This is a genomic window from Streptomyces sp. A012304, from assembly GCF_026008495.1.
Taxonomy (GTDB): Bacteria; Actinomycetota; Actinomycetes; order Streptomycetales; family Streptomycetaceae; genus Streptomyces.
This window is the reverse complement of record NZ_BQUN01000089.1, coordinates 104644-117095: the sequence shown is the minus strand read 5'-3', so window position 1 is coordinate 117095 and position 12452 is coordinate 104644. Positions and strand designations below refer to the sequence as shown.

The 12452-nt window shown below is 66.5% G+C and carries 10 protein-coding genes and 2 pseudogenes; 11 read left to right on the top strand and 1 reads right to left on the bottom strand.

The features are described 5' to 3' along the window. Positions 1-102 precede the first annotated feature (102 nt). Positions 103-852 (bottom strand): annotated as a pseudogene (locus ALMP_RS19200) (IS5 family transposase); the annotation flags it as partial. Between the two features lie 10 nt (positions 853-862). Between ALMP_RS19200 and ALMP_RS19195 the strand changes: the two are divergent. The 11 genes and pseudogenes from ALMP_RS19195 to ALMP_RS19145 all read left to right on the top strand — a co-directional run. Beyond that, positions 863-1366, top strand: coding sequence for an immunity 21 family protein (locus ALMP_RS19195; RefSeq protein WP_264929881.1), 504 nt, complete (start codon positions 863-865; stop codon positions 1364-1366). 146 nt (positions 1367-1512) lie between these two features. After that, positions 1513-2268 (top strand): annotated as a pseudogene (locus ALMP_RS19190) (polymorphic toxin-type HINT domain-containing protein); the annotation flags it as partial. Continuing rightward, positions 2177-2719 (top strand): DUF4265 domain-containing protein, encoded by a 543-nt coding sequence (locus ALMP_RS19185; protein ID WP_264929879.1) that lies wholly within the window; start codon positions 2177-2179, stop codon positions 2717-2719. The pseudogene ALMP_RS19190 and the gene ALMP_RS19185, both read left to right, overlap by 92 nt. 602 nt (positions 2720-3321) lie before the next feature. Then, complete coding sequence (locus ALMP_RS19180; protein WP_264929878.1) at positions 3322-3948, top strand: DUF6193 family natural product biosynthesis protein; 627 nt, start codon at positions 3322-3324, stop codon at positions 3946-3948. Beyond that, positions 3945-4481, top strand: a complete 537-nt coding sequence (locus ALMP_RS19175) for a hypothetical protein (RefSeq protein ID WP_264929876.1) — start codon at positions 3945-3947, stop codon at positions 4479-4481. Before ALMP_RS19180 ends, ALMP_RS19175 begins: the two co-directional genes overlap by 4 nt. Positions 4482-4667: 186 nt before the next feature. After that, positions 4668-5138 (top strand): Hint domain-containing protein, encoded by a 471-nt coding sequence (locus ALMP_RS19170; protein WP_264929874.1) that lies wholly within the window; start codon positions 4668-4670, stop codon positions 5136-5138. A gap of 970 nt (positions 5139-6108) precedes the next feature. Continuing rightward, a complete protein-coding gene (rplU, locus tag ALMP_RS19165) occupies positions 6109-6429 on the top strand; it encodes a 50S ribosomal protein L21 (RefSeq protein ID WP_004931419.1) in 321 nt (106 codons plus the stop codon). 14 nt (positions 6430-6443) lie between these two features. Then, positions 6444-6698, top strand: coding sequence for a 50S ribosomal protein L27 (rpmA, locus tag ALMP_RS19160; RefSeq protein WP_142151933.1), 255 nt, complete (start codon positions 6444-6446; stop codon positions 6696-6698). A gap of 120 nt (positions 6699-6818) precedes the next feature. Beyond that, a complete protein-coding gene (obgE, locus tag ALMP_RS19155; protein WP_264929853.1) occupies positions 6819-8264 on the top strand; it encodes a GTPase ObgE in 1446 nt (481 codons plus the stop codon). A gap of 474 nt (positions 8265-8738) precedes the next feature. Beyond that, positions 8739-10238, top strand: coding sequence for a bifunctional cytidylyltransferase/SDR family oxidoreductase (locus ALMP_RS19150; RefSeq protein ID WP_264929852.1), 1500 nt, complete (start codon positions 8739-8741; stop codon positions 10236-10238). A gap of 167 nt (positions 10239-10405) precedes the next feature. Then, the coding region (locus ALMP_RS19145; protein ID WP_264929851.1) for a hypothetical protein at positions 10406-12452 on the top strand (2047 nt) is incomplete at its 3' end.

Here is a 12452-nt window from a genome sequence, read left to right as displayed (position 1 = left end):
GAGACCGGCCTGACCATCAGACCTGCCTGACCAACGGCACGACACCACGAGTTCAACCTCAGTAAGTGAGCGTTTGGTTCTCTGTTGCCCGTTTCATTTGGCTTAGCTGTCGCGCCAGTTGGTGGTGGTCTCGCGGGTGAGTCGCCGGGTCATGAGGTTGATGGCGGCGAGTTGGATCATTGCTGCTGATCGGTGCGGGTGGGTTCCGTAGTCGCGGGCCAGGCGGCGGTGGTGCATGAGCCAGCCGAGGGTGCGTTCGATGACCCAGCGGCGGGGCTGGACGCGAAAGCCGCGGAGGGCGGGGTCGCGCTGGACGATTTCCAGGTCGATGCCGATCTCGGCGGCGTGTTCGACGGCTTTGGTCTTGTAGCCGTTGTCGGCCCAGGCTTTGGTGATGGTGGGGTGGTGCTCGCGGACTTAGCTCAGGAGGTGGGTGCCGGCGGCGGAGTCGTGGACGCTGGCGGCGGTGACGGCGACGGCCAGCAGGAGGCCGAGCGTGTCGGTGACGATGTGCCGCTTGCGTCCGATGATTTTCTTGGCGGGGTCGACGCCTTGGCTGGTCAGGTGGACGGTGGCGGAGGTTTTGATGCTCTGGCTGTCGATCAGGCAGGCGCTGGGCTCGCTGGTGCGGCCTTCGGCCTGGCTTACTTTGCCGCGTAGGAGGCCGGTGAGCTGGTCGAAGATGCCGTCGGCTTCCCAGTGGGCGAAGTAGCCGTAGACGCTCTGGTGGGGTGGGAAGTCGTGGGGCAGGTAGCGCCAGGGGATGCCGGTGCGGTCGGCGTAGAGGATGGCGTTCATCAGGGCGTGCAGGTCGTGGGTGGGTTTGCGGATGCCTTTAGGGAGAGGGCGCCATGGACCTCACGTGGGTCGAGTCGAGGGCGGGCCGATGATTGTCGTGGAGGAATCGTTGAGAAACCTCTGGGGCGGCTACGCGAACTCTGATTACGAATCCGCCTGTGAGGTCGAAGGCTACACCGGATTGGTGAGTTTCGGAGAGGTGCCGGACTCCGGGCTGGCGCTGGTGATCGGTGATATCCCCGCCCCGACCGCTTTCATGGAGGAGTTCTGCGCCATTGTTCAATGGATCTCGGCCTCCAGTGATGCCCGATTCATCGAGGTTGTGCGCGGGGGGATCGACGATGTGGACAATTGGGTGGATGGTCCGGTGGTGAACGCGACGGGTCCGCTGGCCGTATTCGATGCGGCTCTGCCTGGAACAGAGGCTCACACAGATGAACTTCTGCTGGTGAATATCGAGTCGGCGGTCTATCAACTGAGGACCGCAGACATCGAGTCAGACACGGGTACATGCGCACGAGTTCACAAATTCGATCGAGTGACCCAGTCGGCTGAGTGTACTCGTTGAGTACGGAACCCCCGTCAGCCCTTGGGGGTGTGGGTTCCCGTATGAATCGGGACTGCTTCCTCTCCTTCAATGGAGCGGATCCGCCGCAGATCTCGTCACCAACAGCTTCTTGAGGATGTCGAAGGCGCTACGGGGTCCTCGCCACCGACCCGACCACTGGCAAGACCTCCCAGCAGAAGGTCACCGACACCATCGAGGGCAAGGGCGAGAAGAAGCTCGTCAAGCTCACGATCGACACCGACGGCGACAAGGGCCACGCCACCGACACCATCACCGCGACCGCCGGCCACCCCTTCTGGATCCCCGACCTGAAGAAATGGCTCAAGGCCGGCGAACTCAAGCCCGGGCAATGGCTCCAGACCGGCACCGGCACCTGGGTCCAGGTCGACGCGGTCAGCGCCTGGACACAACAGGCGGCGGTCTACAACCTCACCGTCGACACCACGCACACGTACTATGTGGCCGCCGGGGCGACTCCGGTCCTGGTGCACAATTCCAGTCCGACCAGTGGTACCCCGGCATGCGGCACGCAGCTGCCGTTGTTCATCCTTCGCGATGGCGAGATCGCCTCGCCCGCGCAAATGGCGGCGAGTTCGGGCGGGCCCACTGCTGGTAAGCGAGTTCCCTCGTCCATCCGCAATCAAATGGTCCGGAAGGCGCAGGCGGAGAATGACGGTGTTCTCACGTGCTGGAGGTGTGGCCAGACAACGAAGAATCCCGCGAATGTGCAGATAGGTCATGTCAACGTCCCGCGCTCCAAGGGTGGGAACCTGACGCAGGGAAACCTCTGCATCGAGGGCATGGCCTGCAATGGAAGCGCTCAGGATCGAGGTGCGCCTTCGTTGGGAATGTCATGCGCTGAGAGAGGAAGCTGTGGAGCCCCGAGAGGAAGATCCGATTAACGTGCGATGTGACACTCTTCTCCTGGATGTCGAGTCCGATGACGGAGTGAAGGCCCAGGAGAGGGTGAAGGTGATGCCACTGGGAGATGACCGGTACAAGGTCTTGCTGTCTCCGGGCTTTTTCCAGGGCATTGCTGCCGGCGATGAGATCAAGCTCGCGCACGAGCCCCCGCGAGTTGACATCCTTGCGCGAGGTGGAAACGTTTGCGTACAGTGTTTCCATCAAAGCGTTTCAATGGAAGCCCTCGACGAACTCAAGCGCGGAATCTCGCAACTCGGTGGTCGAGTTGACGGCGAGCTCGAGAATCTCGTTGTATTGACGATCCCGGTCTCTGCAGGATTCGAAGCCATCGAATCAGTCATGGCAAATTTGCCGGATCAGGGAGTCGAGTGGATGTATGGAAACGTGTACGACCCTGACAGTGGCGAACCGCTTGGATGGTGGGAATAGGGATATTTCCGTTTGTCGTCGGGTCGCCGGTTCCGAGTAGTATGTATTTTCGATACAGTCGGGCGCCCGGCACTTTGCCTACGTGGAGCAAATGCGATTTCAAGGCTGGGGAATGCTGCAGCGGGCGATACGTCCGGTATTTTCCCTTCAGAGACGAGGCGGCGGCCTCAGTGATTGTCGGGGCGGGGACCTGCGACGCAGTTCTCGAGGAAAGCGCGTACGCGGTTCCCCGGCCATCCGGCGGCAGCCGCGGCCGGCCAGAAGCGCAAGCCGTCGTGGGCATCGAGCGGGACGAGGAAGTCGAGGATGTGGTCGATGGTCGCGGGGTCGGGAACCGCGCGTTGAATGGCGACGGCGCGCAGGGCGCCGTCAGCGAGTGAAGGGTTCCCACTGTTGGGTAACCGCCTCGTCCAGTGTCAGCATCCGTAGTCCTCCCGATCTCGATCGGCAGAGTAACGTCCCAGTTCGATATCGGTCAGATTCCACACCTCCAAGAAACTTGCAGCGATAGTGAGGCAGGAGTGCTGGCGGCCGGGTTGCGTCCTGAGAAGTGGTGTAAGGGTTCCCACCTGTTCCGGGCGTTTGTCCTGACGTCGGAGTGAGTGTCCGGTCTCCAGGCTGCCGCCGAGGTCGGCGGCTTGGATACAGGCCAGATCGGCACTCGGTCCAAAGCGGTTTTCGCCGGCTACACGTTTGCGCTGATCGACACGGGAAGGGGCAGCGTCACTGTGAGCCTCGTCGGTAGTAAAAGGTGCTTCGCGGTGCACATTGCGCAGGACTGGCTCCAGATTGCCGACGGCATGACAGCAGAGTTGTCCCAGGTCGTGGAGGTGGCGGCGCACTGGAAAGGAGGGGCGTCGTACGATTCCCTGAGCGCAAGGTACCCCTTCATGCGGGTCACTGAACTCGCCCGGGTTCTGGCGAGCCCGGACCCGATTGCCGCTCAGTGGGACTGGCTTCGCAGCGCGCCGGAATTCTGCGACGACCGGGACCTGGTCGACGCCGCCCATCGGGACCCTGTGCTTCGCTCGTACTTCCCCGACCTGAGTCATCGGTCCCTCCAGCTGTCCCGGTCGTTCACCGACCGTGAGGGCGCCGTTCGCATCTCCTTGCAGGACGGGGGCTACCGCGTCCAGCAGTCCGGGGAGTCCAGCCAGGGAAGGGAGTACGCATCGCTCGAGGCGGCCGTGGCCGCGGCGAGTGCACTACTGGGGTCCCCGTCGGCGTGAGTGAGGTCGCTGCTGGACGCGAGGAGATCATGAGGACGTCGCTGCTTGAGCTCGCACGCCGTGACTGGTCCGCACTGCGCTGCGGCTGCGGGCAGTCGGGTGCGCATCTGACAGACACGTTCGCCAAACTGTTGGACGCCCGGAGCACGCAGGAGATGATCGGGCACACGCTGGAGAACCACCTTGAGGTGCAGAGCATGCTCTTCGAGGTGGCCCCTCATGCCGTGCCTGTGATGCTCACGGCGCTGGGGGAGGAGCTGCACGACGCCGTCAGGAGACACTTCCTGGGGATGCTGGAGTACCTCGTGACAGGGGAGTCGCATCGAAGCGAGATCGAGGCCGGTCGCCCCGATCTTGAGGAGCAGTGCGTCGCCGCGGTGCGTGAGGGCATCTTGGCGCTGTACGCCGAGGCTGTGTCCGGGAACGCCGAGGCCGCGTTCGACATTCTTGAGTTCGTGGACGAGGACGAAGACCGGCGGGAGTACTACCGACAGGCGCTTTCTTGGAGGGACGGGAAGGCCGGCAAGCGGTAAGAGTGACGGGAAACGTCGGCCTCGCCGCCGGAGCCGTTCTCGGCGCACATGAGGTCGAAGCTCCATGGCCAGCGACCGCGGCGCTGAGCACGAACAGGAACCGGGAGCCGGGCACGCGCCCAGACGCAGTTGCGGGCAGGAGCCCGCAAGCCGGGCTGGTACCGCACGCCAGCGAGGGCCGGACGGATGGCGGCGAAGGCGGCCAAGTACGCCGGCGACATCACCAAGGCGGCGGACAAGACCGGCGACGTGGCCGACAAGATCGAGACCGCGGTCGAGTGCACGAGCACCGCGATGGACGTGGCCTCGATGGCTGCCGCCAACAGTTTCATGCCGGGAACCGAAGTCGTCATAGCCGACGGCAGCCGCAAACCCATCGAACAGGTCAAGGAAGGCGACGAGGTCCTCGCCGCCGACCGGACCACCGGCAAGACTCAAACAGAAGGTCACCGACACCATCGACGACGAGGAGCTGGAGGAGTTCCTGGCCTTCACGTATGCCGAGCGCCACCGCGACGTCGCCTGAGCCGCCGCCGTGCAACCTGTCATCCTCGACACCGACGTCGCCTCGCTGTCCCACAGGCGCAAGCTCGCCGGCCCGCTCGCCACCAGGCTGATCGGCCGCAAGCCGCTGATCACCTTCGTGACCTTCAGTGAACTGGACAAGTGGACCGAGATTCGCCACGGGGGCACCCGGAGCCGCCAGGAACTCGCCGACTGGCTCTCCGGCATCCCGATCCTGCCCGGCGACGAAGCCGTCGCCGCAACTGGGGCCGCCTGTCGGCCGCGGGCATCCAGCGCGGACGACCGCGCCCGATCAACGACGTGTTTGATCGCGGCCTGTGCCCTCCGACGGGGAGCGAAGCTCCCGGCCCCCTCCGAGCGGCGAACCCGCCACGCCCTGGCTTCGCACTGCCAGACTGGCGGACGCACGAACCTTGCCGCACGCCGACCGAGGGCCACCTCGGAGGCCCTCCTTCGAGGCGCCGCGAGGCTCCAGCCCTGCCGGATGGCCAGATCGACTACAACAGCGACGAGCTGAGCAATGCCGCTTTGAGACTCTTGTCAACCGACTTCTCCGGTTCGATCGCGCGTGCCACTCGGATCTTCACGTCGCAGACGATCCGCATTGGATGTGGGAGGCCGCCACGCCGATGGTGCCGCCGTCTCCCTCGTCGCTGAGCGACCTCCGACTCCACCAAGGATGTCGACTGGCTCGGCAAGTCGGGGACGTAGGGGCGGATCTTGCCCGTGTGCTCGACATGCGGATCGGTGGATCAGCGTTCTCTGAGACCCGTCTCGCAAGAGGTGCCGGTCTCGGGGCGACGTGCCCCGCGGGCGTCCGCTGGCATCCCCGCCCCGTTCGACTTCGACCTCGGCACGTCCGGGTTCGTCGTCGAGCGGACGAGAGGCCCGAGGACGAGGAGTTAGCGGGTGGGGGACCGGCCCGGTTTGACCCCCGAACACCGGCCCCGTAATCTTGACCGTCGGCGTGTCGACTGGCATGCCACATCCCCGTAAACCTCTTCCTCCCGGGTGCGGACAGTGACCGGGAGAGGCCGCTCGTGTGTTGTGCCGGGTGGCTGGCCTGCGGGGATGCCGTTCTCCGAGCGAAAGAGAGATCCGCGTGTACGCCATCGTGCGCAGCGGTGGTCGCCAGCACAAGGTTGCTGTCGGCGACATCGTTGAGGTTGACAAGATTTCCACCGCCAAGGTTGGCGACACGGTCGAGCTCTCGACCCTGCTCGTTGTCGACGGCGACGCTGTGACCAGCGACCCGTGGGTGCTGGCCGGCATCAAGGTCCAGGCCGAGGTCGTGGACCACCACAAGGGCCAGAAGATCGACATTCTGCGCTACAAGAACAAGACCGGCTACCGCCGTCGTCAGGGCCACCGCCAGCAGTACACGGCGATCAAGGTCACTGAGATCCCCGCGGCTGCGAAGTAAGGGACTGAGGAGACATGGCACACAAGAAGGGCGCATCGTCCACCCGGAACGGTCGCGACTCCAACGCCCAGCGGCTCGGCGTGAAGCGCTTCGGCGGTCAGGTCGTCAACGCGGGTGAGATCCTGGTCCGCCAGCGCGGCACCCACTTCCACCCCGGCTCCGGCGTGGGCCGCGGCGGCGACGACACGCTGTTCGCGCTGCAGGCCGGTGCGGTGGAGTTCGGTACCTTCCGCGGCCGCAAGGTCGTGAACATCGTTCCGGTCGCCTGACCTCAGGCTTTTCCGCAGAACGTCTCGCGAGGCGGACCTCACTTCCCTTCGGGGAAGGCGGGTCCGCCTTTCGCGTGTTGACACAGGAAACATCCCCGTACGTCTTTGGAGGCACTGACCATGACCACCTTCGTGGACCGCGTCGAACTGCACGTCGCCGCGGGTAACGGAGGCCACGGCTGTGCCTCCGTCCACCGTGAGAAGTTCAAGCCGCTGGGAGGCCCCGACGGCGGCAACGGCGGGCGTGGCGGTGATGTGATCCTCACCGTCGACCAGTCGATCACCACACTCCTCGACTACCACCACTCCCCGCACCGCAAGGCCACCAACGGCAAGCCGGGCGAGGGCGGCAACCGGTCCGGCAAGGACGGGCAGGACCTGGTCCTTCCCGTGCCGGACGGCACGGTCGTGCTGGACAAGGCGGGCAATGTGCTGGCCGACCTCGTCGGACACGGCACCTCCTTCGTCGCCGCGCAGGGCGGCCGGGGCGGCCTCGGCAACGCGGCGTTGGCGAGCGCCCGCCGCAAGGCGCCCGGGTTCGCGCTGCTCGGTGAGCCGGGGGACCTGCGGGACGTCGTCCTGGAGCTGAAGACCGTCGCCGACGTGGCGCTGGTCGGCTACCCGAGCGCGGGGAAGTCGTCGCTGATCTCGGTGCTGTCCGCGGCCAAGCCGAAGATCGCCGACTACCCGTTCACCACCCTCGTGCCGAACCTGGGGGTGGTGACCGCCGGGTCGACCGTCTACACCATCGCCGACGTCCCCGGTCTCATCCCGGGCGCCAGCCAGGGCAAGGGCCTCGGCCTGGAGTTCCTGCGGCACGTCGAGCGGTGCAGCGTCCTCGTGCACGTGCTGGACACGGCCACGCTCGAGTCCGACCGCGACCCCGTCTCCGACCTCGACATCATCGAGGAGGAGCTCCGGCAGTACGGCGGGCTCGGCAACCGTCCCCGCATCGTCGTCCTGAACAAGATCGACGTACCGGACGGCAAGGACCTGGCGGAGATGGTCCGGCCGGACCTGGAGGCGCGCGGGTACCGCGTGTTCGAGGTGTCGGCCGTGGCGCACCTCGGGCTCAAGGAGCTGTCCTTCGCGCTCGCCGACCTGGTGGCCAAGGCGCGGGCCGCCAGGCCGAAGGAGGAGGCGACCCGGATCGTCATCCGGCCCAAGGCCGTGGACGACGCCGGCTTCGTCGTCACCCGCGAGGAGGTCGGCGGCGAGCCGCTGTTCCGCGTCCGGGGCGAGAAGCCGGAACGCTGGGTGCGCCAGACCGACTTCAACAACGACGAGGCCGTGGGCTACCTCGCCGACCGCCTCAACCGCCTCGGTGTCGAGGAGGAGCTGATGAAGGCGGGCGCCCGGTCCGGCGACGGTGTCGCCATCGGGCCCGAGGAGAACGCCGTCGTCTTCGACTGGGAGCCGTCCGTGACCGCCGGCGCCGAGATGCTCGGCCGCCGCGGTGAGGACCACCGCTTCGAGGCGCCGCGGCCCGCCGCCCAGCGCCGCCGCGACCGCCAGGCCGAACGGGACGAGGCGGTGCAGGAGTTCGAGGGCTTCGAGCCCTTCTAGAGCCGCTCCGCGCTCTGTGTGACCCGCCTCGGCATGGCCGTGGCGGGTCTTCCTTTGCCCCACCGCGGCCACCGCCCCTTCGGCATCCGCCCCGACGCCGTGGACGGCCGGCCGTTGACGGGCGTATCGCACCGTCCCGGACCTCCCGGTTTTCTCTCCGGAAGAAATCGAATTACTGTGGAATCTTCGAGAGAATTCCATCGCAATGGTCTCGCAGACCGGCCCTATTCCTGACGGTCATATGTATGAAGAGCGTGTCACTCCGGCGTGACGCAACGTGACTACCTGTGGAGTTACTCACAGGAATTACCGGAAGACTTCCGGGAAGCTTCACCGGCGTCCCGTCAATCGCCAGCAGAGCAAGGTGAATGGCAGGTGGCGCGCACATATGCACGGAAGGTCACTCACCTTGCATCGCGGTTACCGCAAGTGGGACCATTTGCCCGTTCCCTGTCGCCCCGAGGTAGGTCATCTGTGTCCCAGCGCATAGCCAAGCCCCGAACCACCGCAGTGATCCTGGCCGGTGGCACCGGCCAGCGGGTTGGTCTGTCGATCCCCAAGCAGCTGCTGAAGATCGCCGGCAAGGCAGTCATCGAGCACACCCTGACCACCTTCGAGAACGCCGACTCCGTGGACGACGTCATCGTGCTGATGGCGCCGGGCTATGTACCCGACATCGAGAAGATCGTCGCCAAGGCCGGGTTCAAGAAGGTCTCCAGGATCATCGAGGGCGGCTCCACACGGAACGAGACCACCGAGCGGGCCATCGCCGCCCTGGGCGAGAACCTGGCCGAGGGCGAGGACCTCAACGTCCTCTTCCACGACGCCGTACGGCCCCTGCTCTCCCAGCGCGTCATCGACGACTGCGTCACCGCGCTGGAGCGCTACCAGGCCGTCGACGTCGCGATCCCCTCGGCGGACACCATCATCGTCACGCGCACCCACGGCGAGGACGGCGAGTTCATCACCGACATCCCGGACCGCTCCCGGCTGCGCCGCGGCCAGACCCCGCAGGCGTTCAAGCTGTCGACGATCCGCAAGGCGTACGAGGTGGCGGCGGGCGACCCCAACTTCCAGGCCACGGACGACTGCACCGTCGTACTGCGCTACCTGCCGGACGTGCCGATCCACGTCGTGGCCGGTGACGAGTACAACATGAAGGTGACGCAGCCGGTCGACGTCTTCATCGCCGACAAGCTGTTCCAGCTCGCCTCCTCCGCCGCGCCCGAGCAGAACGGCGAGGAGGCCTACCGCGAACTGCTGACCAGCAAGACCCTGGTCGTCTTCGGCGGTTCGTACGGCATCGGCAAGGACATCGCCGAACTCGCGGAGTCCTACGGCGCCCACGTCTACGCCCTGGGCCGCTCCACCACCGGCACGCACGTGGAGAACCCGGAGGAGGTCGACGACGCGCTGTCCAAGGCGTACGCCGAGACCGGGCGCATCGACTACGTCGTCAACACGGCGGGTGTGCTGCGCATCGGCAAGCTCGCCGAGACCGACAACGCGACCATCGAGGAAGCGCTGAAAGTCAACTACCTGGCACCCGTGCAGATAGCTCGTTCGGCCTACAAGTACCTCGCCGAGACCAAGGGCCAGCTGCTGCTGTACACCTCCAGCAGCTACACCCGCGGTCGCGCCGAGTACAGCCTCTACTCGTCCACCAAGGCGGCCATGGTGAACCTCACCCAGGCCCTGTCCGACGAGTGGGCCGGCGAGGGCATCCGGGTCAACTGCATCAACCCGGAGCGCACGGCGACCCCGATGCGCACCAAGGCCTTCGGCCAGGAGCCCGCGGGCAGCCTGCTGTCCTCCGAGGCCGTCGCCCGCACCTCCCTCGACGTGCTGCTGTCCGAGCTGACCGGCCATGTCATCGACGTCCGTCAGCAGGACCCGACCGCCGACGCCAGCCGGGCCTCCGGCTTCGAGCAGGCGCTGGCCGGCGTACTGGACCGGCAGGACGGCATGGCATAATCAGGTCCAAATAGCCATTGAAATTCAGGCCTCTGTGGCTCCCCGTTTACGGAGTATTCACGGAGGCCTGAATCCGTAAAAATCCTGAAACGTTCAGAAGGGATTTTCCGGACTTTCGGGCTTCTATGACTTCAATGACCGGCAACCCTCCCAGAGCAGGTTCCTCCGTGATAAGCACCGCTATTCGGGTCGCCCGGGTGGGCAGCGCGGCCGAGCTGGCCGCGGCGGCTCTCATGACGCTGGGGTACCCCGGCCTCATGCTGGCCGCGCTCGTCCCGAGCGTCCCCGCCTTCGCCGCCGCGGCCGCCGTGACGTACCTGGCGGATCTGTACCTCCACCGCAAGGGCAGCTACCTCATCAGCCTCCTGGGCAAGGTGAGAGCCGGTCTGTCGACGCGCTTCCTGATCCGTGAGCTGCTGCTGATCCTGCTCCTGGCGAGACTGGGCCACTCGGAGGAGAGGGCCTTCTACGCGGCGATCGCCTGCTTCACGATCTTCTTCGGCCTCCAGGCTCCGCACGGCGCGCTGGTCACCCTGATCGGCAAGCGCCGCCAGATGCCGATCGTCACCAGGAACGTCGACCTCGTCTCCCGCCTGACCATCCCGGACGCCCCGCCGCGCCGCCTGCTCGCCCGGGCCGGCGTGAAGATGCTCCACCTCGACCTCGCCGCCTTCGTGGGCCTGCTCGGCTACGCCCTCACCGACTCCGAGCGGGCCGCCTTCGCCGGCGTCGGTGTCACCCTGGGCCTGGGAACGCTGTACGTCCTCGCGCTGATGCCCTTCCTGCGGGCCACGCGCATCCCGCCGAAGGCGCCCAAGGTATTGAAGGCCGTCGGCGCCTGGCTGCGCGAGTACCGCCCGGAGACGGTGCTGTACTTCTCCGGCTCGCCCGACTCGGCCTACCAGATCAACATGTGGCTGAAGACCATGGAGCAGATGGACTCCCGTCCGCTGATCCTCCTGCGCGAGCGCTACATCCTGGAGAAGATGGCGCCCACCACGGTCCCCGTCATCTGCGTGCCCGGCGGTGTGCACCTGATGAACCTGGACCTGTCCATGGTGCGGGTCGCGCTGTACTCGGCGAACACCGGGAAGAACATCCACCTGCTGCGCGTGCCCACCATGAAGCACGTCTTCATCGGCCACGGCGACAGCGACAAGGCCGCCAGCGTCAACCCCTTCAGCAAGGTCTACGACGAGGTGTGGACCGCCGGCCGCGCGGGCCGCGACCGCTACGCCATCGCCGACGTCGGCATCCGCGACGAGGACATCGTCGAGGTCGGCCGCCCGCAGCTCGCGCCGATCAAGCCGTGGAAGGGCGCCCCGGACGACCGGATCCCGACGATCCTGTACGCCCCCACCTGGGAGGGCTGGGACGACAACCCGGGCAACACCTCGCTGCTGCTGGCCGGCGAGAACATCGTCCGGAAGCTGGTCGCGGCCGATCCCCCGGTCCGTGTGCTGTACAAGCCGCACCCCTTCACCGGCACCCGCAACCCCAAGGCCGGCGCCGCGCACCGCCGGATCGTCGCCCTGATCAAGAAGGCCGCCGCCGAGCGCGCCGCCGACCCCCGCTTCACCGCGGACCCGGCGGCGCAGGCGAAGGCGAAGGCCGAGCTGACCCGCCTCAAGGCCCGTCTGGACAGCCTCTCCCTCGCCTTCGACGCGAACGCCGACGAGGCGGTGACGAGCCGCGACGGCCTGGTCGACATGCGCAAGCACGAGGAGGCCGCCCGGCTGCGCGCCGAGTGGAACGACGCCTACTGGCGCTCCTTCCCCTCCTTCGAGCACCGCGTCATCACGGGCTCCGAACCGCACCTGTACGACTGCTTCAACGCCTCCGAGGCGATGGTCTCCGACATCTCCAGCGTCGTCTCCGACTTCATCGCGAGCGGCAAGCCGTACGCGGTGACCGACTCGGCGGAGCTGGGCGTGGAGGAGTTCAAGCGGCAGAACACCGCCGTGCGCGCGGCCGTCATCCTCGACAACGACGCGGCCGGGCTCGGCCGACTGCTGGACGCGGTGCGCGATCCGGCGTCCGACCCGCTGGCCGAGGACCGCAAGGAACTCAAGGAGTACCTGCTCGGCCCGGACGAGCCGACCTCCATCGAGCGGTTCGACACGGCGATCGCCAACCTCGCGCTGAAGGCGGAGGCGCGCAACGTCAGCCAGGCCTCCCGGGCCGCCGCGGCGACCGGCGGCGCGGAACTGACGA